The organism is Pseudoalteromonas sp. 23_GOM-1509m (assembly GCF_000518425.1).
In the GTDB taxonomy this organism is placed as follows: domain Bacteria; phylum Pseudomonadota; class Gammaproteobacteria; order Enterobacterales; family Alteromonadaceae; genus Pseudoalteromonas; species Pseudoalteromonas tetraodonis.
Genome location: NZ_KI912433.1, coordinates 405,784 through 430,190, shown reverse-complemented (window position 1 = coordinate 430,190; position 24,407 = coordinate 405,784). Strand labels below are relative to the sequence as shown.

29 protein-coding genes are annotated in these 24,407 nt (G+C 41.7%); 22 read left to right on the top strand and 7 right to left on the bottom strand.

Features of this window, described 5'->3' with window-relative positions; genetic code table 11:
• Nucleotides 1-44: 44 nt before the first annotated feature.
• The 3 genes from N523_RS0115430 to metK form a co-directional block, all read right to left on the bottom strand.
• Nucleotides 45-641 (bottom strand): 5-formyltetrahydrofolate cyclo-ligase, encoded by a 597-nt coding sequence (locus N523_RS0115430; RefSeq protein ID WP_028833923.1) that lies wholly within the window; start codon nt 639-641, stop codon nt 45-47.
• An 18-nt stretch (nt 642-659) separates the two neighbouring features.
• Nucleotides 660-1,205, bottom strand: coding sequence for a hypothetical protein (locus N523_RS0115425; RefSeq protein ID WP_028833924.1), 546 nt, complete (start codon nt 1,203-1,205; stop codon nt 660-662).
• Between the two features lie 139 nt (nt 1,206-1,344).
• A complete protein-coding gene (metK, locus tag N523_RS0115420; protein WP_010387726.1) occupies nt 1,345-2,496 on the bottom strand; it encodes a methionine adenosyltransferase in 1,152 nt (383 codons plus the stop codon).
• Nucleotides 2,497-2,761: 265 nt separating this feature from the next.
• On the opposite strand from metK, the gene tkt reads away from it, so the two are divergent.
• From tkt to N523_RS0115375, 9 genes are all read left to right on the top strand, one after another.
• Entirely contained in the window at nt 2,762-4,753 is a 1,992-nt protein-coding gene (gene tkt, locus N523_RS0115415) for a transketolase (protein ID WP_028833925.1), read from the top strand.
• 424 nt (nt 4,754-5,177) lie between these two features.
• Nucleotides 5,178-5,492 carry a pyrimidine/purine nucleoside phosphorylase gene (gene ppnP / locus N523_RS0115410; protein WP_010387728.1) on the top strand — a complete coding sequence of 105 codons (315 nt, stop codon included), beginning with the start codon at nt 5,178-5,180 and terminating at the stop codon, nt 5,490-5,492.
• Nucleotides 5,493-5,681: 189 nt separating this feature from the next.
• Nucleotides 5,682-6,038 (top strand): ribosome hibernation-promoting factor, HPF/YfiA family, encoded by a 357-nt coding sequence (gene hpf, locus N523_RS0115405; protein ID WP_013465684.1) that lies wholly within the window; start codon nt 5,682-5,684, stop codon nt 6,036-6,038.
• A gap of 141 nt (nt 6,039-6,179) precedes the next feature.
• Nucleotides 6,180-7,412, top strand: coding sequence for an NRAMP family divalent metal transporter (locus tag N523_RS0115400; RefSeq protein WP_028833926.1), 1,233 nt, complete (start codon nt 6,180-6,182; stop codon nt 7,410-7,412).
• 130 nt (nt 7,413-7,542) lie between these two features.
• Nucleotides 7,543-7,986, top strand: coding sequence for a hypothetical protein (locus N523_RS0115395; protein ID WP_028833927.1), 444 nt, complete (start codon nt 7,543-7,545; stop codon nt 7,984-7,986).
• A gap of 64 nt (nt 7,987-8,050) precedes the next feature.
• Entirely contained in the window at nt 8,051-8,257 is a 207-nt protein-coding gene (locus tag N523_RS0115390) for a hypothetical protein (RefSeq protein WP_028833928.1), read from the top strand.
• Between the two features lie 23 nt (nt 8,258-8,280).
• Nucleotides 8,281-8,736: a GNAT family N-acetyltransferase gene (locus tag N523_RS0115385; protein ID WP_028833929.1), complete on the top strand. Its 456-nt coding sequence runs from the start codon at nt 8,281-8,283 to the stop codon at nt 8,734-8,736.
• 18 nt (nt 8,737-8,754) lie between these two features.
• The gene (locus N523_RS0115380) at nt 8,755-9,165 is read left to right on the top strand and encodes a GNAT family N-acetyltransferase (RefSeq protein ID WP_028833930.1); all 411 of its coding nucleotides are present in this window, start codon (nt 8,755-8,757) and stop codon (nt 9,163-9,165) included.
• 34 nt (nt 9,166-9,199) lie between these two features.
• The gene (locus tag N523_RS0115375) at nt 9,200-9,895 is read left to right on the top strand and encodes a hypothetical protein (protein WP_028833931.1); all 696 of its coding nucleotides are present in this window, start codon (nt 9,200-9,202) and stop codon (nt 9,893-9,895) included.
• 207 nt (nt 9,896-10,102) lie between these two features.
• Here the strand turns inward: N523_RS0115375 and N523_RS0115370 are convergent, their stop codons facing one another.
• Genes N523_RS0115370 through N523_RS0115360 form a run of 3 tightly spaced genes read right to left on the bottom strand, consistent with a single transcriptional unit; the run spans nt 10,103 to nt 12,419 of the window.
• Complete coding sequence (locus N523_RS0115370; RefSeq protein ID WP_028833932.1) at nt 10,103-11,290, bottom strand: vWA domain-containing protein; 1,188 nt, start codon at nt 11,288-11,290, stop codon at nt 10,103-10,105.
• A 1-nt stretch (nt 11,291) separates the two neighbouring features.
• A complete protein-coding gene (locus N523_RS0115365; RefSeq protein WP_008464234.1) occupies nt 11,292-12,140 on the bottom strand; it encodes an AAA family ATPase in 849 nt (282 codons plus the stop codon).
• Between the two features lie 54 nt (nt 12,141-12,194).
• On the bottom strand, nt 12,195-12,419 hold the full coding sequence (locus tag N523_RS0115360; protein ID WP_008110327.1) for a DUF1653 domain-containing protein: 225 nt from the start codon (nt 12,417-12,419) through the stop codon (nt 12,195-12,197).
• A gap of 61 nt (nt 12,420-12,480) precedes the next feature.
• On the opposite strand from N523_RS0115360, the gene N523_RS0115355 reads away from it, so the two are divergent.
• From N523_RS0115355 to rpoS, 11 genes are all read left to right on the top strand, one after another.
• Nucleotides 12,481-12,954, top strand: a complete 474-nt coding sequence (locus N523_RS0115355) for a DUF2947 domain-containing protein (protein WP_013465675.1) — start codon at nt 12,481-12,483, stop codon at nt 12,952-12,954.
• A gap of 70 nt (nt 12,955-13,024) precedes the next feature.
• Nucleotides 13,025-13,657 (top strand): hypothetical protein, encoded by a 633-nt coding sequence (locus tag N523_RS0115350; RefSeq protein ID WP_016899656.1) that lies wholly within the window; start codon nt 13,025-13,027, stop codon nt 13,655-13,657.
• 35 nt (nt 13,658-13,692) lie between these two features.
• Nucleotides 13,693-13,980: a cell division protein FtsB gene (ftsB, locus tag N523_RS0115345; protein ID WP_013465673.1), complete on the top strand. Its 288-nt coding sequence runs from the start codon at nt 13,693-13,695 to the stop codon at nt 13,978-13,980.
• A complete protein-coding gene (ispD, locus tag N523_RS0115340) occupies nt 13,970-14,671 on the top strand; it encodes a 2-C-methyl-D-erythritol 4-phosphate cytidylyltransferase (protein ID WP_028833933.1) in 702 nt (233 codons plus the stop codon). The genes ftsB and ispD overlap by 11 nt, the downstream gene beginning before the upstream one ends.
• A complete protein-coding gene (ispF, locus tag N523_RS0115335; protein ID WP_016899658.1) occupies nt 14,668-15,150 on the top strand; it encodes a 2-C-methyl-D-erythritol 2,4-cyclodiphosphate synthase in 483 nt (160 codons plus the stop codon). The genes ispD and ispF overlap by 4 nt, the downstream gene beginning before the upstream one ends.
• Nucleotides 15,147-16,196 carry a tRNA pseudouridine(13) synthase TruD gene (truD, locus tag N523_RS0115330; RefSeq protein ID WP_028833934.1) on the top strand — a complete coding sequence of 350 codons (1,050 nt, stop codon included), beginning with the start codon at nt 15,147-15,149 and terminating at the stop codon, nt 16,194-16,196. Before ispF ends, truD begins: the two co-directional genes overlap by 4 nt.
• Complete coding sequence (gene surE, locus N523_RS0115325) at nt 16,177-16,941, top strand: 5'/3'-nucleotidase SurE (protein WP_028833935.1); 765 nt, start codon at nt 16,177-16,179, stop codon at nt 16,939-16,941. Before truD ends, surE begins: the two co-directional genes overlap by 20 nt.
• Nucleotides 16,931-17,569: a protein-L-isoaspartate(D-aspartate) O-methyltransferase gene (locus N523_RS0115320; RefSeq protein WP_016899661.1), complete on the top strand. Its 639-nt coding sequence runs from the start codon at nt 16,931-16,933 to the stop codon at nt 17,567-17,569. The genes surE and N523_RS0115320 overlap by 11 nt, the downstream gene beginning before the upstream one ends.
• 9 nt (nt 17,570-17,578) lie before the next feature.
• Nucleotides 17,579-18,157, top strand: coding sequence for a YqaA family protein (locus N523_RS0115315; protein ID WP_016899662.1), 579 nt, complete (start codon nt 17,579-17,581; stop codon nt 18,155-18,157).
• 41 nt (nt 18,158-18,198) lie between these two features.
• Nucleotides 18,199-19,023 (top strand): peptidoglycan DD-metalloendopeptidase family protein, encoded by an 825-nt coding sequence (locus tag N523_RS0115310; RefSeq protein ID WP_028833936.1) that lies wholly within the window; start codon nt 18,199-18,201, stop codon nt 19,021-19,023.
• 117 nt (nt 19,024-19,140) lie between these two features.
• Nucleotides 19,141-20,112, top strand: a complete 972-nt coding sequence (rpoS, locus tag N523_RS0115305) for an RNA polymerase sigma factor RpoS (protein WP_028833937.1) — start codon at nt 19,141-19,143, stop codon at nt 20,110-20,112.
• 61 nt (nt 20,113-20,173) lie between these two features.
• Here rpoS and mutS read toward each other — a convergent pair whose 3' ends face one another.
• The gene (gene mutS, locus N523_RS0115300) at nt 20,174-22,759 is read right to left on the bottom strand and encodes a DNA mismatch repair protein MutS (RefSeq protein WP_028833938.1); all 2,586 of its coding nucleotides are present in this window, start codon (nt 22,757-22,759) and stop codon (nt 20,174-20,176) included.
• A 21-nt stretch (nt 22,760-22,780) separates the two neighbouring features.
• Here mutS and N523_RS0115295 point away from each other — a divergent pair, with 21 nt between their 5' ends.
• Both N523_RS0115295 and recA read left to right on the top strand, forming a co-directional pair.
• A complete protein-coding gene (locus N523_RS0115295) occupies nt 22,781-23,269 on the top strand; it encodes a CinA family protein (protein ID WP_024602330.1) in 489 nt (162 codons plus the stop codon).
• Nucleotides 23,270-23,337: 68 nt separating this feature from the next.
• Nucleotides 23,338-24,381 carry a recombinase RecA gene (gene recA / locus N523_RS0115290; protein WP_013465663.1) on the top strand — a complete coding sequence of 348 codons (1,044 nt, stop codon included), beginning with the start codon at nt 23,338-23,340 and terminating at the stop codon, nt 24,379-24,381.
• Nucleotides 24,382-24,407: the final 26 nt, after the last annotated feature.

The following is a 24,407-nucleotide window of genomic DNA, read 5'->3' as shown; positions in this document are numbered from 1 at the left end:
CTCATTTATGTCAAAAATAGACTGTTAGTTTACAAGATTAATTGTTACCAACAGTAGGTTTTATTGGGTGTAATAATAGTTTTAAGAGGCACATCCCACGATTCAATTGGGAGCTTATCCACTTGTTGGCATTCGTGTGCTAGACCAATAAGTTGTGGTTGCTGCCAGTTTTCTTCGTGTAAACATGCCAAGGTTCTATCGTAAAACCCACCCCCCATTCCAAGGCGATTACCAAATTTATCAAATGCAACAAGTGGCATAAGTAGATAATCAAGCGCTGGCAATGGGCATATTTGAGAGCAGTTTAGCTTAGGCTCCAAGATACCATAGCGGTTTGCTCTCATGGGTGAGTTTTTTTCATATCGTTGAAATAGTAAATTAGCCCCGTTGAAAGGGTGAATTACAGGTAAGTAAACATGCTGTTCAATGCTCCATAATTCATTAATTAACAATGAGGTATCTAATTCGCCATCATTGCTTAAATAAAGCGCGATATGGCTTTTTTTGGCCGAGTTCATGCTTTTTAAAAATTGAATAAAATTCACTTTAAGCGAGTGGGCCGCTATTTCTTGCTGGTTTTTTGATAGGTTATTACGTGCTTTACGAATATCGTGTCTTATTTGTGCGCGATTATTACTCATTAAATAACTAAACCATGATTAAAAAGAGAATAAATTAGGAAATAATAAGTACACAGCAAGCACAATAAGTAATATTACGGCTGTAGAAATCAGCGAATATAAAACAAGGTTACTGCGTTTTTTGGGCGTAGTAGAGAGTGGCTCATCAAGCATTAAATCGTCATCTTCCCATACTTCATTTTTTTCATCAGGTAATGATAATTCAACCTCAGGGAGACGTTGCTCAAGATCCTCAAGTTTTTCTTCAAGACGAATTAAGCTACTAGTAATGTAATCTAGGGCATCAAATAAGCGCTGATCTCGCTGGCTGTCGTGCGCTTTTTGAGAAGTAGCTTGTGTAGGGGCTGTTTGCTGAAGTTTGCTTTTGATCCCCAGCGTTGAAAGTAACTTAGCTTGCTTAAGGGCTTTCTCTTTGTTGCTAGGAGCAAACAGCGGCTTGCCATTAAAAAATGCCGCCACCTTTTCAGGTGAGGTTTTTAGTTTTTCTGTCAGTGCATTGGTCACTGCTTGGCTGTCTGCGCCTTCTGCAAGTCCTACAAATATAACACGAAAATTGTCGGCCATTTTTTATCCCTAACACGCTTTATTGTATAAGCAGAGTATATACCTAAAATGTTAAACAGTTCGAGACTGTTTTATGACTAACTTAATACACATAGCAAAACGGCCCTAAAAAGGGCCGTTTTAATATTAGCTAGGTGGCTTACAGGCCAGCTGCTGCGCGAAGTGCGTCTGCTTTATCTGTGCGTTCCCATGGGAATTCATCACGGCCAAAGTGGCCGTAAGCCGCTGTTGGAAGATAAATAGGGCGCTCAAGATCAAGCATTTGAATCAGGCCGTAAGGGCGTAAGTCAAAGTGTTCACGAATAAGTTCGATTAAACGCGCTTCTTCTAATTTACCTGTGCCAAATGTTTCAACACTGATAGATGTTGGCTCTGCAACACCAATAGCATAAGACACCTGAAGTTCACACTTGTCAGCAAGGCCAGCAGCAACAATGTTTTTAGCAACATAACGTGCAGCATAAGCCGCTGAGCGGTCAACTTTTGATGGATCTTTACCAGAGAAAGCACCACCACCGTGACGAGCCATGCCACCGTAAGTATCTACAATGATTTTACGACCAGTTAAACCACAGTCACCCATTGGTCCACCAATTACAAAACGGCCAGTTGGGTTAATAAAGAATTTAGTGGCACTAGTAATCAGCTCAGCAGGAAGTACTGGCTTAATAATCGTTTCCATTACCGCTTCTACTAAATCACTTTGCGATACATCTTCGCTGTGCTGAGTAGAAAGTACAACGGCATCAATGCCTACTGGCTTGCCATTTTCGTATGCAAACGTAACCTGTGATTTTGCATCTGGACGCAACCAGTTAAGCTCGCCGCTTTTACGTACTTGTGCTTGGCGTTGTACTAAACGGTGAGAATAAGTAATTGGAGCAGGCATTAATACTTCAGTTTCGTTACATGCGTAACCAAACATTAGGCCTTGGTCGCCAGCGCCTTGCTCTTCAGGGCTTGTACGGTCAACACCTTGGTTAATGTCAGGAGACTGTTTACCAATCGTGTTTAAAATTGCACACGAATCGGCATCAAAGCCCATGTCTGAATGTGTGTAACCAATTTCACGTACTGTTTTACGTGTAATTTCTTCGATATCAACCCATGCGCTAGTCGTGATTTCACCACCAACCATAACCATACCGGTTTTAACGTAAGTTTCACACGCTACACGGGCATGAGAGTCTTGCTCTAGGATAGCATCAAGTACCGCATCAGAAATTTGATCGGCGATTTTATCCGGATGACCTTCAGAAACAGATTCAGAAGTAAATAAATGTTTTGCCATTGTAATTATGCTCACAAATATTGCGCTTCACAAACGTCGGTATTAGCGCTAAAAAATTAAGGCGCGTATTTTATCTAAAACAAATGAACTTGCATAGTTTTTTTACGCCTAGACGTCTAAATAAAATATCTAATAGTAAATGGTTCTTAAAAAATATTCATAATGCCCTATTTTTATGGGTTTTTAATTGCACACAGCCCCCACAATAAGTAAGAATGGGGATAAATAAATACCCGCGCAAATACATATAAAGGTAGGAGAATTCATGCCATCTCGCAAAGAACTTGCAAATGCTATTCGCGTCTTGTCAATGGACGCAGTACAAAAGGCCAAATCTGGTCACCCTGGAGCCCCTATGGGCATGGCTGATATCGCAGAAGTATTATGGCGCGATTATCTAAAACATAACCCAACAAATCCAGAGTGGGCTGACCGAGATCGATTTATACTCTCAAATGGTCACGGTTCAATGCTAATTTATTCTCTACTGCATTTAAGTGGTTATGACTTGCCACTGGACGAAATTAAAAACTTCCGCCAAATGCATTCTAAAACACCAGGCCATCCAGAATATGGATACGCGCCAGGAATTGAGACCACTACGGGCCCATTAGGTCAAGGGATCACAAATGCGGTAGGTATGGCGATTGCTGAAAAAGCATTAGCAGCGCAGTTTAACCGTGAAGGCCACGACATTGTTGATCACCACACGTATGCGTTTATGGGTGATGGCTGTTTAATGGAAGGCATTTCTCATGAAGCATGCTCACTAGCCGGTACATTAGGCCTAGGCAAATTAGTGGCATTTTGGGATGACAACGGCATTTCAATCGACGGTGAAGTTGAAGGTTGGTTTAGTGATGATACCCCAGCACGTTTTAAAGCATACGGCTGGCATGTAATTAGTGACGTTGATGGCCATGATAGCGATGCAGTAAGTGCAGCAATTGCAGAAGCTAAAAGCGTGACTGATAAGCCAACACTAATTTGTTGTAAAACTATTATTGGTTACGGCTCACCTAATAAATCAGGTAGCCACGATTGTCACGGTGCACCACTAGGTGATGACGAAATTAAAGCGTCTCGCGAGTTTTTAGGTTGGACGGGCGATGCATTTGAAATCCCTGAAGATATTTATGCACAGTGGGATAACAAAGAAAAAGGCCAACAGCTTGAAGCAAGCTGGGACGAAAAATTTGCCGCATATGAAAAAGCATACCCAGAGCTAGCAGCAGAATACAAACGCCGTACACATTCAGAATTACCAGCTGACTGGGCTGAAAAATCACAAGCGTACATTGAAGAGCTGCAAGCAAACCCAGCAAACCCAGCATCACGTAAAGCGTCGCAAAATGCATTAAATGCGTTTGGCCCGTTACTACCTGAATTTATGGGTGGTTCTGCCGATTTAGCGGGTTCAAACTTAACAATTTGGGATGGCTCTAAAGGCTTAACTGCTGATGATGCAAGTGGTAACTACATTTACTACGGTGTACGTGAGTTTGGTATGTCGGCCATTATGAACGGTATTGCACTGCATAAAGGCTTTATTCCTTACGGTGCAACGTTCTTAATGTTTATGGAATACGCACGCAACGCGGTACGTATGGCTGCATTAATGAAGCAACCAAGCATTTTTGTATACACGCACGATTCAATCGGTTTAGGTGAAGATGGTCCAACTCACCAACCAGTTGAGCAAATTGCGAGCATGCGTTTAACGCCTAACCTATACAACTGGCGCCCATGTGACCAAGTTGAGTCAGCAATTGCATGGCAACAAGCTATTGAACGTAAAGACGGTCCTACATCATTAATCTTTACTCGCCAAGGCTTAGAGCAGCAAGCTCGTGATGCCCAGCAATTAAGCGACGTTAAAAAGGGTGGTTACATCTTAAGTTGTGACGGCAATCCAGAGCTTATTTTGATTGCAACGGGTTCTGAAGTACAGCTAGCGCAAGACTCTGCGAAAGAGCTACGTGCGCAGGGTAAAAAGGTACGTGTTGTATCTATGCCATGTACTGATGCGTTTGAAGACCAATCGCCTGAGTACAAAGAAAGCGTATTACCAGCAAGCGTTTCACGTCGCGTAGCGATTGAAGCGGGTATTGCTGATTACTGGTACAAGTATGTAGGCCTAAATGGCGCCGTAGTTGGTATGACCACCTTTGGTGAGTCGGCACCGGCAAACGAGCTATTTGAGTTCTTCGGCTTTACGGTAGAAAATGTAGTTAACAAAGCAAACGCATTGTTTTAAGCAACTGCTTTAACATTTAAAAGCCCGCCCTGCGTAAAATAGGGCGGGCTTTTTTATGAGTTGTACTTTTATCACTTCCTCTAAAGCATAGCGTCTCATCGCCCTCTTTGTGCACAAATTATTAAAAATTTATTTGAACACAGAGAAGCAAGTGAGGTAATACAAAACCCAAATTTCAAAGTCAATTCTGCTGTTTGATTACTTCCTCTAAAGCGTAGCGTCTCATAGTCCTCTTTGTACAAAAATCATTAAAAGACCTGTTCAAAAGTTTAGCCCGTTGCTCACAACCTATTTCCCATAAAGTCTTTCATTTTTAATCTTTTGGCTTCTAAATGAGTAATTTTCACAGCACTTAACTTGCAAGGTTTTTGTGTATCAGGCACTGTGGGGGTAACAAAATTATAAATTAACAACAGGAGTTAACATGCCAAAGTTCGATAACGTTAGTGTGGTTAAAAAAGCCAATGTGTACTTTGATGGCAAAGTATCAAGCCGTACTGTGCTTTTAGGTAACGGTGAAGCAAAAACCTTGGGTTTTATGCAACCCGGTGAATTTGAGTTTAATACTAACCAAAAAGAGTGCATGGAGTTGTTAGCAGGGCAGTGGGATGTATTACTACCTGGTGAAAGCGAGTGGAAAACATTTAATGCGGGCGAGTCATTTAATGTTGATGCTAATGTGAGCTTTCATGTAAAAGTAAGTGATTTTGCAGATTATTGTTGTTCATACACCGATTAATTTGTTGGTTGATTAAATTATCAACACCTCTAAAGGCCGCTTCAAAGCGGCTTTTTGCATACTTAATGCTAAATGAATGATCTAAATCAGGTGGGGTAATAAATAATTGCGTAATTTTCATTTTTTCTCTTGTGTTAATTCGTTTAGCCCCCAATACTAACTATGAGGTAACAAATAAAAGGATACCCTATGAAAATTAATCTTTCTGGTCACCATGTTGACGTTACTGATTCTATTAAAGAACACATTAACGAAAAGTTCTCAAAAGTCGCGAGCCATTTTCCATCATTGATATCTCTAGATATTATTCTTTCAAAAGAGCATCATAAGTTCCAAGCAGAAATTAGCACAAATTATGAAGGTGCGCGTATATCGGTAAAAGGGGAAAACGAAGTTATGTATCCTGCTATTTCCAGCGCAGCTAAAAAACTCGATGCCGCACTAAAGCATCGTAAAGGGCAAATAAAAGCGAACTTACATGAAAAGCCTGTAAGTACCACACCAGAAATAGCACATGAAATCATCCAAGAGATGGATTTAAATTAATAACTAACAGCGTGTTATTTTAAAAAGAGCCTAAGGGCTCTTTTTTATTGCCTGTAAATTAGGTAAGTTATGCATTCACACAGTTTATTAATGATAAAAATTAATAATAAAAGCACATAACACACCAAATTTGAGAAGTTAATGCAGTACACACAAAACACATGGAAGTCTCGGTTAGGGGCGCTCGGCCCAGGTATTTTAATGGCAACCGCTGCCATTGGTGGCTCACACTTGGTGGCCTCTACTCAAGCAGGCGCATTATTTGGCTGGCAGCTATTTTGGCTTATTGTGGTGGTTAACGTTTTAAAGTACCCGTTTTTTCGTTTTGGTATGGAATACACACTCGCCACCAAAAACAGTTTAGTAGAAGGGTATAAAAACCAAGGCCCTGGCTATTTTTACAGCTTTATTGCCCTCAATATTATTGCCGCTGTGGTAAATACCGCAGGTGTATTGTTGCTTACGGCGAGCTTATTACACTACGCATTACCTATTAGCATTCCTGTTACATTATTGTGTTGGGTAATATTGGCCGTGTGTTTAATTATATTATTACTGGGGCATTTTAAAGCGCTCGATAACGTAGCAAAAGCTATTATGGGGCTACTTACTATAGCAACCATCACTGCATTGGTTATTGCTATAAATAACGGCCCAGTAGCGCCTATAAACTACGTTGGCCCCTCACCATATGAACTTGCCATGTTAGGCTTTATGGTTGCCTTAATGGGCTGGATGCCAGCGCCTATTGAAATATCGGCACTGAGCTCGTTGTGGCTTAAAGAAAAACAAGCTCAGCAAAGTGTGACTAAAAACCAAGGCTTATTCGATTTTAATCTAGGTTATTGGTTAACCGCCGGGCTTGCGCTGGTATTTTTTAGTTTAGGTGCGTTAGTGCAATATGGGCAAAACAGTAATATAGAGCTCGGTGGTGTAGCGTTTGCTAAACAGCTGATTGATATGTACGCATCAACAATAGGCGAGTGGGCAAGGCCTTTGGTATCAGCCATCGCGTTTTTGTGTATGTTTGGCACCACACTCACCGTACTTGACGGTTACGCCCGCACACTTAACGAATCACACAAATTACTTGGTTTTAAGCAATCTAAACACAGCTTAAATACGTGGCTTATACTGCAAGCATTGGCCGGTATGGCGGTTATTTTATTTTTTAAATCAGCCCTTGGCCCTATGCTTATCTTTGCAATGACACTTGCTTTTGTAACCACACCGGTTTTTGCATGGCTTAACTTCAGCCTAGTGCGCTCAGAGCCCGCGATTAAACACAGTCTACTTTTGCGTAGCTTAACGTGGTTAGGTTTAGTGTACTTGGTTGGTTTTGCTGTAGCGTTTGTGGTTTGGAAGTTGATGTGATTTTATTTTCGAGGTTTGAGGTGAAAGGTGCAAATCAAACGACCTCTACATAAATACCGACTAGTGTGGACCACGATAGCCTGCGGTGGGCGAGAATTGGCCTGTCAAAAGTAATAGCTAGGTGAAAAAGATGATCATACTTGAAAGCCAAGTATTTAAGACAATCCCTAAGTCTCCAGAACAGAGCTGTATCTTTTTAAATAATACGCAAACAGATAAAGTTGTTGATGGTACTTATTTGGAACTTTGTATTAAAGCAGGTTGTAAATACCTTGTCTTTATGACGGATGACACTCCTTACGAGGATATGCTTCATATCCATCTCTTGAATGAGCACCTTGATATTGTTGATTCAGCTACGATTGGTAGCATGTATTCAACGGGATCTTTTCGAAATTATAATATTCAAAACTCGAACACGTTAACTTTTCATTTTATTGGCGATGCTAAATGGAAAATAGAAATACTAGATAGCAAGGAATTCTTATTTCCTCTTGTTTCTTCACTTAAAGGAGTTTCGAGAAAGAATATTTTTTATCAATATTTTAAAATTTATAACACCCCTTCGTTATAAACCTTGTAACTTTAAATTGTCCTAGGTAATCATTATTTTATGTTTAATCTACAAGGTGGAAACTATGATATTTAATATGCTCATTACAGACAACTTCGCATCATTTTATGGTGAGGATAAAGAAGTACATATTTTTATTGATAGTTTTGATAATCAAAAGTTTGAAATGCGAATAGGGGACTTAGAACACTCGAAACCACTCGGTAGTGTTATCGCTTTTACTGATGATGAGTTAAATATAAAGTTATTAGCGCTTTATATTAGATATTAATACACAAAAAAAATGAGCTGTAAATGGAAATAAGAACAGGCGAGCTTTCAAACCCACACGTTATAAAACTATTACAAACGCATCATAACGATATGCTAAATCACTCACCTGTTGAGAGCGTACATGCACTTGATGTGAGTAAACTCACTCAGCCCGAGATAACCTTTTATAGCTTATGGATTGATTGTAATTTAGCTGGTGTTGGTGCATTAAAAGCGCTCAATACAACTCATGGCGAAATTAAATCAATGCGTACATCAAGTAACTATTTACGCCAAGGCATAGCGGCTAAGCTACTTACGCATATTATTGAGCAGGCAACACTGCGAGGTTACAAAAAGCTAAGTTTAGAAACTGGAACAGCAGAGGCATTTGTACCCGCACAAAAGCTTTACGCTCAATTTGGTTTTAAAGAGTGTGAACCGTTTGGTGATTATGAGTTAGATCCGTATAGCTTATTTATGAGTAAAGAGCTTTAAAAGTGAGAAAGGGATATTATGGCTTATAAAGTTGGACTTAAAGCCCCTGCACTGGATGAGTTTGCTAATTTACGTACACAAGTAAAGTGGCAAAATCCTGACGATGAAATATTAAAAGCAAGCATCGAAAACTCACTATTTTGGGTTGCCGTGTACGACACTGATAAGTTGATAGGCACTGGGAGAGTGATTGGTGATGGCGCAATGTATTTTTATATTCAAGATATAATTGTTGCGCCTAGTTATCAAAAACAAGGTATTGGTCGTTTAGTAATGACCCACATTGAAAACTATCTAAGCAGTACCTGCTCTAATGGCGCTACAGTAGGTTTATTAAGTGCTTACGGGAAAGAAAGTTTTTACGCACAATATGGCTATTTAAAGCGCGATGGAGATGTTTTAGGGTTTGGAATGTGTAAGTTTATTTAGTTAATATTATGGATTAAAGGAACTAACTTTTTATATGGTTATTGACCTTACTAAGCCCTTAAGATTACCAAAGGCATTTACTGATAGATTAAGAACATTAGACGAGCTATGCCGTAAACATTACCACTTGGAAAGTATGTTTAAATACAGTTGTGTCCTCGAGTTAGTAAAAGATATTGATAAACACTGCTCGGAAAGAAAAGTTGTCGGTATTCATTATACAAGGGCCATTCCTGAGCAAATAAAAGAAAGAGGACTCCTTGTCAGAAATGGAAGTGAGATTAGGAATACCTTCCTAACAGAACATGGTCATCGGTTTTCTTTAAATGAAATTGACTTTATTAAGAGTTGTTGGAGCGATTTTTTCACTGAAGAATATTGCCCAGCTAGAGATAAACGAATATTTTTTAATTTTACTGAAGTAGCTCTAGGTAATAGTGGTTCGAAATTTTTAATCGGTTTATATGGCGGTGAGCAGGTTATGATGTGTTTTGATTTCGACGACTCTATCGGTATGAAGTTGTCGGAAATTGGTAAACCTCTTCTTATTCGCTGTGCTTTAAATCCATCAAAAGTGAAAACTTTTACTGAGTACCCATGGGGTAAAATTTTAGTTTCATCTTATCACAAGCTTATAAACCCAGAAGCTTGCACTTTTGATCAGGATGGTTATCAATCTATTGCAGTTACAAAAGACGATATTGTAAATATTGAAGTGCTTCCTGAGTAATAACTCAGTCATACTTAGGAGGTGATCTAAAAAGTGGTGCATCGGATTGTTTCTGGTACATCGATCATTTTGTCGGATGGCGTGGCTTCGCCACTTATCCGACCTACGTCAAAAGGTAGGTTGGTTAAGCCGAAGGCGCCACCCAACAAAGTTATAGATTCATGCCTAAAGCTCCGCTGCTAGCGCTGAGCTGTCGTAAATTAATATTTAACTCAGCTCTTTTATCGCGCTACTTATTCCATCTAAACTCAGCGGGTACATTCTGTTATCCATCAGCTGCTTTATAAAATCAATTGATTGATAATACGGCCAGTGTTCAACCGGTTGTGGGTTGAGCCACGCGACTTTATCAAAGTGATTAGTAATTCGGTTTAACCATGCACTGCCGGGTTCTTCATTCCAATGTTCTACTGAGCCGCCAGGATAAGCAATTTCATACGGGCCCATAGAGGCATCACCGACAAATATAACTTTGTAGTCACTGGTGAACTTGTTGATCAGCGTCATGGTATCAATAACGTTTGAGTGGCGGCGTTGGTTATCTTGCCACACGTGTTCGTATAAACAGTTATGAAAGTAGTAAAACTCTAAATGTTTGAACTCGCTGTGGGCGGCGCTAAATAATTCTTCACAGGTATGAATGTAATCATCCATTGAGCCGCCAATATCAAACAGCATCAATACTTTTACGGCGTTGTGGCGCTCGGGTGCCATTTTTATATCGAGCATGCCACCTTGTTTGGCGGTCGCGCGTATGGTTTCGTTTAAATCAAGGGTGTCGCTTGCGCCAGTGCGGGCAAATTTGCGTAGTTTTTTAAGGGCCAGCTTTATAGTGCGTGAGCCAATTTCGCGGTCAGAATCGAGGTTACGGTATTCGCGCTTATCCCACACTTTTACCGCTTGGCGATTGCGGTTGCCGTCTTGACCAATGCGTATGCCCTCAGGGTTATAGCCGTATGCCCCAAAAGGCGAGGTGCCGCCGGTACCTACCCACTTATTGCCGCCAGCGTGGCGTTTTTGCTGTTCTTCTAAACGCTCTTTGAGGGTTTTCATTAGCTCGTCGAGCCCGCCCATGGCTTTTAGTTGGGCTTTTTCTTCATCGCTTAGGTGCTTTTCAAACTCTTTGCGCAACCAATCTTCAGGTAAGTTGTGTTGCTGTTTTAAGCTCTCGAGCAGGTCTAAGTCGGCAATACCGCTAAAGTAATCGCTAAAGGCTTTATCGAATCGATCAAAGTGCGTTTCGTCTTTTACCATAATAGTGCGCGCTAAATGATAAAAGGCGTCTACATCAGCAAATACAACGCCTTGTTTTAAAGCGTTTATTAAATCGAGCAGTTCGCGCAGGCTCACGGGTAAGCGGTATTTGCGTAGCGTGAAAAAAAACTGTACCAACATATTAGCGACGGCTCATAAACGCGAGCTTTTCGATTAGGCTTATGTCTTGCTCGTTTTTAAGTAGTGCGCCAAACATCGGCATTAAGCCGCCTTTTTGCGCTTTGTCGTGCAGGGTTTTGGCGTCTATATCTTCAGCCATTAATAGTTTTAACCAATCCAGTAACTCGCTGGTGGATGGCTTCTTTTTAAGGCCGTTGGCTTCGCGTAAGTTAAAAAACACTTCAAGTGCTTGGCGAACTAAATCTTGTTTAACATGCGGGTAGTGCACATCAATAATTTGCTGCATTTCGTCGCTATTTGGAAAATCAATATAATGGAAAAAGCAGCGGCGTAAAAACGCATCGGGCAGCTCTTTTTCATTGTTTGATGTGATGATCACAATAGGGCGCTCTTTGGCCACAATGCGCTCACCGGTTTCGTATACATGAAATTCCATTTTATCGAGTTCGAGTAGTAAATCGTTTGGAAACTCAATATCGGCTTTGTCTATTTCGTCAATAAGGAGTACTGGGCGTTTTCCGTTTAGTTCAGCGTACATGAAGGCTTGCCACAGCTTACCTTTGACTATGTAGTTACTAATATTGTGAACGCGCTCATCACCTAGCTGGCTGTCGCGTAAACGCGATACTGCATCGTACTCGTACAAACCTTGCTGCGCTTTAGTGGTTGATTTTATATGCCACTGAATCAACTCGGTATCTAAACTTTTTGCCAGCTCTTCAGCCAACATGGTTTTACCTGTGCCCGGCTCGCCTTTAATTAAAAGCGGCTTTTGCAGCATAATAGCGGCGTTTACGGCCTGTTTTAATGCTGAGCTTGCGATGTAATTATCAGTAGAATTAAATTGCACGGGTTATCCTTTATCTGGTCTGAGCAGTAATTATTATGCGTTATAATGCCATAGTTAATCGGCTTCACCAAGGTAGGCAAAACGCGCAATCGTTTTACCGTCTTTTTCAACGGTTTCAGTAAACATACTTAGTGGGCGTGCCCATATGCCGTATTCACCGTATAAGGCTTGGTAAATAACCAATTGCTCGTTGGTTTCGCTGTGAGTTGCCACATGCATAACTTTATATTGTGGGCCTTTGTAGTGTTGATATAAACCCAGTTTTAGTGCTGTAGTCATAGTCTGTTATCTTGTATAATTTGCCTTCGCTTTTTATTATGCCAAAGAATACGCCAATACTATGAATTATATTTCTCTTGATGATTACAAAAAAGCCTGGGTATTTCGCCACAAAGATATTCCGGTTTCAGATATTGATGCAGCTAATATTAAACCGATGACCAGCGAGCGTGCTGCAGTGCTATGGACAACCATGGTGAGTCGTGAACATGATCATCCTGACTTTTTTGATAAAACCGATTGGTGCGCGCAAGAGCAAAACTTTAGCCAAGAAGTAAATTGGGAAGACGCATGGGAAAGCGAAGATCCCCAATTTCCTGACGCTATTTTAAACCACCTAGACTGGCAGGCTAACACCACCGTTTATTTTTGTATGGCGCGCGATAATATTATTGAAACGAGCTTTGATGTGTTTAAACGCAACTGGCAAAACTTTATGTTTTTAGCCGATGGCAGTTTATTAATTGGAAAAAAACGTAATACGGTTGTGCAATTTTTAGAATCAGGCATTGCGAAATTAGGCGAAAAGCCCTAACAATCGGTGCTTAAAAACTGTGCATTACTGTGTTATAAAACATCTATTAAGGTGTTTTTGAGTACAGCGATTGGTCAGTAAAAATAAGCAGTTTGACACAAACCAACAAGTTGAAATGTGGCAAACTGATGCACAAAAAGTGCTTTATGCACAATTATGTAATGCCTTTTATCAGCGTGAGGTGCAGCGCTTAGTGGCTGAACCTAATGGTGATCGTTTACGCAGGCAATTAAAAAGCCTGCCTTATTACATTGAACGTGCCGCAACACGGGTGGCTAATGCAACATCGCCTTTTACGCTCGATGCGCAAAATGGTGGGTGGCTTGAAAAGCAAAAACCAACTCCGCCAGAAGTTAATTCTTCAGCGAATGAACTTTTTTATCAAGTCTATGCCAAAGTTGGGCTGATTATTCCTGTATTATTACAAAATCACGGCCAAATTCGGGTTAGAATAGACAGCATTGATCAAGTAACTAAAACACAGGTTCATTGCAATGAGCTTGGCTGGTTTGATTTTTTAGGTCAAGGGCTTGAGCAGCAAAGTGCGCAATTACTCAAACCCAACAAAGCAACGCTTGCTGCGGCGTGTTGTGGCCACCAGTGGCAGTTTTCAAAGCGCAGTACGCCACGGGTATTATCGTTACGGGAAATGTTATTGGCTGCCAATATTAATTGGCGCAATGTTAAGCGGCCATTGGCGTAAAGCTTACAATTCAAAATTAAAATAAGGAGTGTTTAATGCGATTTTTTCAATTTGGCTTGTTGTGCTTAGCACTTTTTATTCAGTATAGACTTTGGTTTGGCCATAATGGTGTGCAAGACTACACCCGTCTAAAAAATGCGGTAGCATCGCATCAACAAACAAACGAAAAGCTGATCAAGCGTAATAAAGTATTAAAAGCGGATATAGAAGATTTAAAGCTCGGCCTTGAAGGTATTGAAGAGCGTGCCCGCAACGAATTAGGAATGATTAAACCGGACGAAACCTTTATTCGTGTTTTACCGGCTCAACACCATGACAAATAAATTTACTATTGCAGCTATTGTTCCTGCCGCAGGTGTTGGCAGCAGAATGCAACACACAACACCAAAGCAATATATTTCCTTAGCAGGGAAAACCATTTTAGAGCACACGCTCGCTAAGTTATCGCAGTTACCGCAGTTAAACTCTATAGTGGTGGCTTTGAGCGAAACCGACCCTTACTTTGACGACCTTACGCTAGCTGATCCTCGCATCGTGCGTGCTATTGGCGGTAAAGAGCGTGCAGATTCAGTATTAAACAGTTTATTGTTTTTAGCTGCCAATCCACCGACTTGGGTTTTGGTGCATGATGCAGCAAGACCTTTAGTTGATATTGCTGATATAGAGCGCCTAATAGCACAGTGCATGCAGGCTGATGAAGGCGGCATTTTAGCCAGCAAAGTAAAAGACACCATAAAACGAGGGCAAAGCCATGCGCAGCAAACAGTGCCTCGTGATGATTTATGGCAAGCACTTACGCCACAGCTTTTTAAATATGACGAGCTCAAAACAGCACTGCAAAATGCGTTAGCCAATGGGGCAATTATTACTGATGAAGCCAGTGCCATGGAATGGGCAAATAAGCCGGTAAGGTTGGTGGCGGGGCGCAGTGATAATATTAAAATTACCACCCCAGAAGATTTAGACTTAGCAGGTTTTTTACTGCAAAAACAAAATAATGAGAGTGCAACATGATACGAATAGGCCATGGTTTTGACGTGCATAAGTTTGGTGGCCAAGGGCCTTTAACCATCTGCGGCGAAAAAATTGATTACCCGCAAGGCTTTTTAGCGCACTCAGATGGTGATGTAGCTATTCATGCGTTGTGTGACGCGATTTTAGGCTCATTAGCGCTAGGTGATATTGGTAAGCACTTTCCAGATACAGCCAGTGAGTATGAAAATATCGATAGCCGTATTTTACTTCGCCATGTGGTGAGTTTGGCCAAGCAACAGGGCTATGTATTGGGCAATGCGGATGTCACCATTGTTGCACAAGCACCAAAAATGCTGCCGCACATTCAAGCAATGCGAACCAATCTTGCCAGTGATTTAAATGCTGAGCTCTCACAGATAAATGTTAAAGCCACAACCACTGAAAAGCTCGGGTTTGAGGGGCGTAAAGAAGGTATTTCAAGCCATGCCGTGGTCATTATGAGTAAACAAAGCGCATGAGCGAATTAAATTATTTATATGGCGCGCCGCTTTCTAAAGCCGACTTTAAAACCACCGCAGAAGACTTTATGGTCGATGAAGATCTTGGTATAGAGTTTACCGGCAGTGGCGAACATGTGTGTTTGCAAGTGATAAAAAAAGGCGAAAACACTCAATATGTGGCTAAGCTCATTGCACAAAAAGCGGGGGTGTCGCCGCGTGATGTAAGCTATGCAGGTATGAAAGACCGCCATGGAGTATGCTCGCAGTGGTTTAGCGTAAAAGTACCGATTAAAAAACATATTGATTTTACTGAACTCAACAGCGAAAGCGTGTTTGTGGTTTCGCAGCAGCGCCATGAGCGAAAATTGCGCACCGGTTGTCATAAAGGAAATAGATTTACTATTACCTTGCGTAATGTAACCGAACCTTTGGATATTTTGTGCCGTATAAACGCAGTACGCGCCGGTGTGCCTAACTATTTTGGTGAGCAGCGTTTTGGCCGTGATGGGCATAACTTAGTGATGGCTGAAAAAATGTTTGCCGGTGAGCGCATACGCGATAAAAAGCTGCGAGGCATTATTATTTCTGCAGCACGTTCACATGTGTTTAATCAAATTGTTAGTTTACGCGTGGCTGAGCATGGCCTTGCTAAAACCATGCACCGCGAAGTATTTATGCTTAGCGGTAGCAATGCGTTTTTTGAAGATGCGATAAGTGATGAAAATATTGCACGGCTTGCTTCTGGCGATATTATGATGTCGGCGCCCATGGTGGGCAAAAGTGAAAAAGGCTTAACCGAACAAGAAAAAACATGGTTGGCACCGTATCAAGCATGGTGTGATGGCTTAGGTGAGTTAGGGCTTAAAAACGAGCGCAGAATGCTGCGTTTAATCCCTCAAGATCTAAGTGTAGAAACACTTGATGAACGCACATTAAAACTCAGCTTTGGTTTACCCAAAGGCTGCTTTGCAACGGCTTTACTGCGCGAACTGGTTGATTATACTGACGCCAGTCCTCGCGAGCGGAAAGAAAAGGATAACGCAGATGAAGATTCTATTAAGTAATGATGATGGTGTTAATGCCAAAGGTATTGCTGTTTTATACCAAGCATTAACACAAATTGCTGAGGTAACGCTGGTTGCGCCAGATAGAAATTGCAGTGGCGCAAGTAATTCACTGACGTTAATGAATCCTTTGCGTGCAACGACACTCGACAATGGCTTTATGTCGGTTAATGGCACGCCAACGGATTGTGTGCATTTAGGTGTGAATCAATTAATGGATGAAAAGCCCGATTTAGTGGTAGCCGGTATTAACCACGGCGGCAATTTAGGTGACGATACACTTTACTCTGGTACGGTTGCTGCGGCGACTGAAGGTCGTCATCTGGGTTTACCAGCAATTGCGGTGTCTTTGTGCTCTCACCATGGTGAACACTTTGAAACGGCAGCAGCCGTTACGGTCAATATTATTAAAGGGCTTGCTTCGCATCCACTGCCTAAAGATCAGATCATCAATATTAATGTGCCAGATATTCCTTTAAGTGAGCTAAAAGGGGTTCAGGTAACTCGCTTAGGCGCGCGACACAAAGCAGAAACCATGACTAAGCAAAGCGATCCTTGGGGACGCGATATTTTTTGGTATGGTTCTTTGGGTACAGAAAGCGATGCCGGTGAAGGCACTGATTTTTATGCTGTAAATAATGGCTATGCATCAGTTACCCCATTGAGCGTTGATATGACCGCTAAAGACAGTATCAAAGCTGTGGGAGAGTGGTTAGCCGAGTTGGAGATCAACCGTGCTGGCTAATTATACCCGCAGTGCACAAGCGCTTTCAGACCTATTACAACGAGAGGGCGTAGAAGATAAGGAGGTTTTAAAGGCGATTGCGCAAATTCCTCGGCATATCTTTATTGATGATGTACTAAAGCACAAAGCGTATCAAAATACGGCGCTACCGATAGGGCAAGGACAAACTATTTCTCAGCCTTACATTGTTGCCCGCATGACCGAATTGATGCGTTTAGCTGGCGTGAAAAGTAAAGTGTTAGAAATTGGTACCGGATCCGGCTATCAAACCGCGGTACTGGCTAAAACCTTTGATAAGGTGTATTCGGTTGAGCGTATAAAAGCTTTGCAATGGCAAGCAAAGCGTCGATTACATCAGCTCGATTTATATAATGTCACTATGAAACACGGTGACGGTTGGCAAGGATGGCAATCGCAAGCGCCATTTAATGGCATTATTGTGACGGCTGCGGCAACGATTATCCCTCCAGAACTACTCGCACAACTTGCAGATGGAGGCGTATTACTCGCCCCCATTGGTGAGGCAGAACAAAAATTAACCATGGTTATTCGCCAAGGCGATAGCTTTACAGAGCATGTAATTGCGCCAGTAAGATTTGTACCTTTGGTCCCTGGCGATATTGAATAGGAATTCATTTTGAAGTTGTTTACCAAGTTATATGATATGGCCTTAGTGTGGGCTAAGCATCGCCATGCAGAACGTTATTTAGCAGGGATGAGCTTTGCCGAATCGGTTTTTTTTCCGGTGCCACCCGATGTAATGTTAGCGCCTATGTCGCTGGCACAACCGAGTAAAGCATGGCGATTTGCAAGCTTTGCTACCGTAGCTTCTGTGCTTGGTGGCGTGCTAGGTTATCTACTAGGGTTTTGGTTATTTGAACCTGTTGTAGAGCCTTTTATTGCACAAATGCAATGGCAAGATAAATTTAATACGGCACTTACATGGTTTAAAGATTATGGCGTATGGGTGGTATTTTTAGCCGGGTTTTCGCCTATTCCTTATAAGGTATTTACTATTGGTGCAGGGGTATTACAAATGGCGTTTTTACCCTTTATTGTTGCATCGGCGGTTGGACGAGGGGCGCGTTTCTTTTTAGTATCTGCTTTAATGAAATGGGGCGGAGTTAAAATGGAGCAAAAATTACGTCAATATATTGAAGTGCTTGGCTGGGCTGTTGTTGCTTTAATTGTTGTTGCGTACATTTTATTACGTTAAGTACTATATATTAATGTTATTAACGCAGAGGGCAAAACGCATTGAATAAACAAATACGCTGTTATGTTGCTTTATTTATTAGTGTTTTGCTCTGTGCATGCTCGTCTCGCCATGTTCCCGCTCCGGTAAGCAGTTTAAATAATAATATTAATGACTATCCCTCACGGATTAATATTAACGGCGGAAAATACACAGTACAAAAAGGCGATACACTTTACTCGATTGCTTTTAGTGCCGGAAAAGATTTCAGAGAGCTTGCAAAAAACAATTCAATTCCATCACCTTACACTATTGTTCCTGGTCAGGTTGTTTCTCTTTTAGAACCAAGTAAGCCAAGGGTTACAGCAAAAACGAATGAAAAACACCCAGCTAAAAAGTCATCTCATTTACAAAAAAATAACAAAAAATTAAAGAAAGAGCTTGATAAGCCGAAAAAACGAAGGTATGTTCAAAAACAAGCTAACCAAAAAATTAGCAAGTCTCAAGGTTCTACAAACAGAAAGTTGAGTTGGTTTTGGCCTGCTAAAGGTAAAATAATCCAACGCTTTTCTAACAAGGAAAATGGTTATAAAGGCCTACAGATTGCTAATAAAAAGGGGGCGGCAGTATTCGCCGCTGCTCAAGGAACGGTAGTCTATGCGGGTAGTGCACTAAGAGGTTACGGTAATTTAATTATATTGAAACATAATGATGATTACCTAAGTGCTTATGCACATAACTCAAAGTTACTTGTTAAAGAAAAGCAAATAGTGAAGGCGGGACAAAAAATAGCAGAAATTGGTAATTCAGAGTCTTCAGTAACGGCACTTCGCTTTGAAATTCGTTATCGAGGAAAAGCTGTTAACCCTGCTAAATACCTACCCTGAACTAAAGGTGTTGATTGACAGTTCTGGAGAAGGCTCATGGCTAATACAGCAAAAGCTAATAAAACGACTACAGACCTTAATCATAAAGTTATTGATAGCTTGCTCAGGAGAAGTCTTATGGCTGATGTAGCAAAAGCTGAGAAAACCCCCACTGATGATAAGTTTGACGATTCAAAAGTTGAAGAGCCAACGCAACTACTTGATGACGTGGAAGATGAAGACGTATTTGTTAAAGAAGAAGTCACTAAAAACCTCGACGCCACTCAGTTATACCTAGGCGAAATTGGTTTTTCCCCTCTATTAAGTGCCGAAGAAGAAGTTTTTTTTGCACGAAAATCGCTTAAAGGCTGTGAAGCTTCCCGTAAACGCATGATTGAAAGTAACTTACGCTTGGTTGTGAAAATTGCGCGCAGGTATAACAATCGTGGGCTTGCTCTACTCGATTTAATTGAAGAAGGTAACTTAGGACTCATTAGAGCGGTTGAAAAGTTTGATCCTGAACGTGGTTTTCGATTTTCTACTTATGCTACATGGTGGATACGTCAAACCATTGAGCGGGCGATAATGAATCAAACGCGTACTATTCGTTTGCCTATTCATGTAGTTAAAGAGCTTAACGTTTATTTACGTACAGCACGTGAGCTAACGCAAAAGCTTGATCATGAGCCTACCGCAGAAGAAATTGCAGAAAGCTTGGATAGACCGGTCGAAGACGTCACCAAAATGCTACGCCTAAATGAAAAAATCGCCTCTGTAGATATGCCCATTGGTGGCGAGAATGACAGTGCATTATTAGATGTGATAGCTGATGAAAAAAATGTAGGCCCTGAAGGTGAAGTACAAAACAACGATATGAATACGCATATCATTGACTGGTTAGGTGAATTAAATCCTAAGCAACGCGAAGTACTTGCACGTCGGTTTGGTTTACTAGGCTATGAACCCTCAACCCTTGAAGATGTTGGTCGTGAAATAGGCTTAACCCGTGAGCGAGTTCGCCAAATACAGGTTGAGGCGTTACGTCGGTTAAAAGATATTTTGCAGCAAGAAGGATTAAGTACCGAAAGCTTATTTGAACAATTTGCTTAATCTAATCTAAACACACAGAAAAATGAATACAGCCCGGCTTTTTAAGCCGGGCTGTATGCGTTTAAAGCAGTGCTTTTAATTTATAAAGCAGTTCATGCGCCTGACGCGGTGATAGGTTATCAGGGTCTATTGCGCTCATTTGTAGCTCAAGCTCACTTGGCTGGCTGGTTTGTGGCTCACTATCAAACGGTAAAACCTGCTGCTCTGTAGTGACTGTGGTGACACTTTGATGGTTTTCAAGCAAGCTTAGCTTTTGTTTAGCTTGGGCAATAACCGCTTTAGGCACCCCGGCCAGTGCTGCTACTTGCAAACCAAAGCTCTTACTCGCTGCGCCATCTAATACCGTATGCATAAAGGCAATGGTATCGTTGTGTTCGATGGCATCTAGGTGCACATTAACCAGCCCAGGCGTTTGCTCTGCAAGCTCTGTAAGTTCAAAGTAATGGGTTGCAAACAGGGTTTTAGCCGCTATTTTTGAAGCGAGGTGATCAGCTGTCGCGTACGCCAGTGATAAACCATCGTAAGTGCTGGTTCCTCGGCCTATTTCATCCATAAGCACCAATGATTGCGCGGTGGCATTATTTAAAATAGCCGCGGTTTCGGTCATTTCAACCATGAAGGTTGAACGCCCAGATGCTAAGTCGTCACTGGCGCCAATACGGGTAAATATTCTATCTATATTACCAATTTTAGCGCTATCGGCAGGAACGTAACAGCCAATATGTGTCATAAGCACAATAAGCGCAGTTTGGCGCATGTAGGTTGATTTACCGCCCATGTTAGGGCCGGTAATAATCAACATTTTACGCTGGTTATTGAGCTCCACAGGGTTGGCAATAAACGGGTCTTTCATTACCTGCTCTACCACAGGGTGGCGGCCTTGTTTAATGCTGATATTATCGTTATCGCAAAGCTCAGGCTTGGCATAATTAAGTGTTTGGGCACGCTCTGCTAAATTGTTCAGTACATCTAGATCGGCAATTACTGAGGCCATTATTTGTAGCTGCTCAATATGCGGAGCTATAAATTCAAATAACTGTTCGTATAATTGTTTTTCAAGGGCCAGCGCTTTTGATTGGCTGCCGAGAACTTTGTCTTCGTGTTCTTTTAGTTCTGGGATTATATAGCGTTCGTTATTTTTTAATGTTTGACGACGAATGTAATCTGCAGGCACTAAGTGCGAGTTGGCGCGACTCACTTCAATAAAAAAGCCATGCACTCGGTTATAACCAATTTTAAGTGTACTAATACCGGTGCGTTCACGTTCGCGCTGCTCTAGCTGTTCAAGCACATCGGTGGCACCTTGGCTTAAATTACGCCACTCATCGAGTTCGCTGTTATACCCTGGCGCAATAACACCGCCATCACGAATTAACACTGGCGGATTATCAATGACAGCACGTTCAAGTAATGCTTGTAGCTCAGGAAGCTCTTTAGAATGCGTAATTATATGTGAAATACGTGTATCAGTTGCATCGTTTAATAAGCTATGCAGTGGCGCCAATGCTTGAAGCGCACTGCGAAGCCGTGTTAAATCGCGTGGGCGAGCGGTATGTAATGCCAAGCGAGCAATTACACGTTCTATATCACCAATCTCTTTGAGCGCGTCATGCAGTTCACCACATAATTGTGCATCTAAAATGGCAGTAATAGCATTAAGTCGTGAGTTGAGTTCATCTTTATTGCGAATAGGAGTATGAATGCGGCGTTTAAGTAATCGCGAGCCCATCGCCGTTGCTGTTTTATCAAGCACTTGGGCTAAGGTGTTTTCAAAGCCGCCGGATAAATTAACCGTTAACTCAAGGTTTTTACGGGTTGGCGCATCCAAAATAACCGCGTGTTCGTTATGCTCAAGAGTGATTGCGCGGATGTGCGGTAATGCAATACGTTGGGTATCTTTTACGTACTGCATTAAACAGCCTGCTGCCACCAAGGCGCTATGTGCTTTGTCGACGCCAAACCCCACTAAATCTTTGGTCCCAAACTGCTCGCACAGTAAGTGTTGCGCGGTATCAAGGTCAAACTCCCAATCAGGGCGACGTCTTGCCCCTTTAATGTGTTCAATTAAGTGAGTGTTTTCAAAGTGTTCGCTATACAGTAATTCAGCAGGCGCTAAGCGTTGTAGCGTTGAGCTAAATGCTTCATCAGTGTTTACTTCAACAACATTAAAGCGCCCTGAGTTGATATCAAGATACGCAATACCGTATTGGCCTTTTTTATTTTGCCAAACACTGGTTAAAAGGTTGTCTTGGCGTTCTTGCAGTAAGGCTTCGTCAGAAATGGTACCCGGGGTGACAATACGTACTACCTTGCGCTCAACAGGACCTTTGCTGGTGGCTGGGTCGCCCACTTGCTCACAAATAGCCACCGACTCGCCCATTTGTACTAAGCGGGCTAAATAGTTTTCTACTGCATGATAAGGCACGCCCGCCATAGGAATAGGATCGCCGCCGGCTTTGCCACGATGTGTTTGTGAAATATCAAGCAATTGCGCGGCGCGTTTTGCGTCGTCAAAAAAGAGTTCGTAAAAATCCCCCATCCGATAAAACAATAAAATATCGCGATGCTCTGATTTTATTTTTAGATACTGCTGCATCATAGGGGTTTGTTGTTTTATAGTGTGCGGTGCATAAAGATCAAACGACATGTATTTACCCAAAGGCTGAATATGGAATTACATCAAGAGATTAAGACACTTGCTGCGCAATTAGGCGCTATTTTAACGGATAAACGCTTATGGATCACTACCGCTGAATCATGTACTGGTGGTGGAGTGAGTTATTCGCTTACCGATACCCCCGGAAGCTCTGCATATATTGACCGCGCATTTGTCACTTATAGCAATAACGCAAAGCATGAATTGCTCAATGTGAAGCGTGATACCCTCGAGGAATTTGGCGCGGTGAGCGAACAAACAGTCATTGAGATGGCAGCAGGTGCATGTAAGGCGGCTAATGCTGATATTGGCATTGCTATTTCAGGAATTGCAGGTCCCGGTGGTGCCACTGAGGGCAAACCGGTAGGGCTTGTGTGGTTTGGCCTACAAATTAACGGTAAACACTGGACGTTTGAGCAAGTATTTGATGGAGATAGGGCGCAAGTTAGGCTGCAAGCTATTGTATTTTCATTGAAAAGTATAATAGAGAAGATAAAATAATAAAATTAGCTTGATACTGTGATTTCATACAGTATACTTGTCTGCATTAGCTGGATTTGGAGAGTAAAATGAACGATAACAAACAAAAAGCATTGGACGCAGCTTTATCACAAATTGAACGTCAATTTGGTAAAGGCTCAATTATGAAATTGGGTGATAACAAGGCGTTAAACATTGACGCTGTATCAACAGGCTCGCTAGGTATTGATATTGCTTTAGGCATAGGCGGCTTACCAATGGGGCGTATTGTTGAAGTATATGGCCCAGAGTCATCAGGTAAAACAACGCTAACATTGCAAGTTATCGCTGAAGCTCAAAAAGAAGGTAAAACGTGTGCCTTTGTTGATGCTGAGCATGCTCTTGATCCAATTTATGCACAAAAACTAGGCGTTAACATTGATGAGTTACTGGTATCTCAACCAGATACGGGTGAGCAAGCACTGGAAATTTGTGACATGTTAGTGCGTTCAAGCGCGGTTGATGTGGTTATTGTCGATTCGGTTGCAGCATTAACGCCAAAAGCTGAAATTGAAGGCGACATGGGTGATTCACACATGGGCTTACAAGCACGTTTAATGTCACAAGCATTACGTAAGCTGACTGGTAACATTAAGCGCTCAAACACGCTATGTATTTTCATTAACCAAATCCGTATGAAAATTGGTGTAATGTTTGGTAACCCTGAAACAACAACCGGTGGTAACGCCCTGAAATTTTACGCCTCTGTACGTATTGATATTCGTCGTATTGGTTCGGTAAAAGAAGGCGACGAGGTTGTTGGTAATGAAACGCGCGTTAAAATTGTTAAAAACAAAGTTGCACCGCCGTTTAAACAAGCTGAATTTATCATTATGTATGGTGAAGGTATTTCTAAGCAGGGTGAGCTGATTGATTTAGGTGTTAAGCACAAACTTGTTGAAAAAGCAGGTGCTTGGTATAGCTACAATGGCAACAAAGTTGGCCAAGGTAAGTCTAATTCGATTAAGTTCCTTAAAGAAAACCCTGAAATTGCAGATGAAATTGAAGGTAAACTGCGTGAAATGCTATTGCTAAAAGCAACAGTTGAGCCAGAAGATGGCGAAGACGTATTAGGTGACGAAGGCGACCTTTAAGCCAATTAGTTTTAAAAGCTTGATTT

Excerpts from the sequence above, each read along its gene's own strand:
- N523_RS0115430 (WP_028833923.1), bottom strand. The coding sequence starts at position 641 with ATGAGTAATAATCGCGCACAAATAAGACACGATATTCGTAAAGCACGT.
- N523_RS0115425 (WP_028833924.1), bottom strand. The coding sequence starts at position 1,205 with ATGGCCGACAATTTTCGTGTTATATTTGTAGGACTTGCAGAAGGCGCA.
- metK (WP_010387726.1), bottom strand. The coding sequence starts at position 2,496 with ATGGCAAAACATTTATTTACTTCTGAATCTGTTTCTGAAGGTCATCCG.
- tkt (WP_028833925.1), top strand. The coding sequence starts at position 2,762 with ATGCCATCTCGCAAAGAACTTGCAAATGCTATTCGCGTCTTGTCAATG.
- ppnP (WP_010387728.1), top strand. The coding sequence starts at position 5,178 with ATGCCAAAGTTCGATAACGTTAGTGTGGTTAAAAAAGCCAATGTGTAC.
- hpf (WP_013465684.1), top strand. The coding sequence starts at position 5,682 with ATGAAAATTAATCTTTCTGGTCACCATGTTGACGTTACTGATTCTATT.
- N523_RS0115400 (WP_028833926.1), top strand. The coding sequence starts at position 6,180 with ATGCAGTACACACAAAACACATGGAAGTCTCGGTTAGGGGCGCTCGGC.
- N523_RS0115395 (WP_028833927.1), top strand. The coding sequence starts at position 7,543 with ATGATCATACTTGAAAGCCAAGTATTTAAGACAATCCCTAAGTCTCCA.
- N523_RS0115390 (WP_028833928.1), top strand. The coding sequence starts at position 8,051 with ATGATATTTAATATGCTCATTACAGACAACTTCGCATCATTTTATGGT.
- N523_RS0115385 (WP_028833929.1), top strand. The coding sequence starts at position 8,281 with ATGGAAATAAGAACAGGCGAGCTTTCAAACCCACACGTTATAAAACTA.
- N523_RS0115380 (WP_028833930.1), top strand. The coding sequence starts at position 8,755 with ATGGCTTATAAAGTTGGACTTAAAGCCCCTGCACTGGATGAGTTTGCT.
- N523_RS0115375 (WP_028833931.1), top strand. The coding sequence starts at position 9,200 with ATGGTTATTGACCTTACTAAGCCCTTAAGATTACCAAAGGCATTTACT.
- N523_RS0115370 (WP_028833932.1), bottom strand. The coding sequence starts at position 11,290 with ATGTTGGTACAGTTTTTTTTCACGCTACGCAAATACCGCTTACCCGTG.
- N523_RS0115360 (WP_008110327.1), bottom strand. The coding sequence starts at position 12,419 with ATGACTACAGCACTAAAACTGGGTTTATATCAACACTACAAAGGCCCA.
- N523_RS0115355 (WP_013465675.1), top strand. The coding sequence starts at position 12,481 with ATGAATTATATTTCTCTTGATGATTACAAAAAAGCCTGGGTATTTCGC.
- ftsB (WP_013465673.1), top strand. The coding sequence starts at position 13,693 with ATGCGATTTTTTCAATTTGGCTTGTTGTGCTTAGCACTTTTTATTCAG.
- ispD (WP_028833933.1), top strand. The coding sequence starts at position 13,970 with ATGACAAATAAATTTACTATTGCAGCTATTGTTCCTGCCGCAGGTGTT.
- ispF (WP_016899658.1), top strand. The coding sequence starts at position 14,668 with ATGATACGAATAGGCCATGGTTTTGACGTGCATAAGTTTGGTGGCCAA.
- truD (WP_028833934.1), top strand. The coding sequence starts at position 15,147 with ATGAGCGAATTAAATTATTTATATGGCGCGCCGCTTTCTAAAGCCGAC.
- surE (WP_028833935.1), top strand. The coding sequence starts at position 16,177 with ATGAAGATTCTATTAAGTAATGATGATGGTGTTAATGCCAAAGGTATT.
- rpoS (WP_028833937.1), top strand. The coding sequence starts at position 19,141 with ATGGCTGATGTAGCAAAAGCTGAGAAAACCCCCACTGATGATAAGTTT.
- mutS (WP_028833938.1), bottom strand. The coding sequence starts at position 22,759 with ATGTCGTTTGATCTTTATGCACCGCACACTATAAAACAACAAACCCCT.
- N523_RS0115295 (WP_024602330.1), top strand. The coding sequence starts at position 22,781 with ATGGAATTACATCAAGAGATTAAGACACTTGCTGCGCAATTAGGCGCT.
- recA (WP_013465663.1), top strand. The coding sequence starts at position 23,338 with ATGAACGATAACAAACAAAAAGCATTGGACGCAGCTTTATCACAAATT.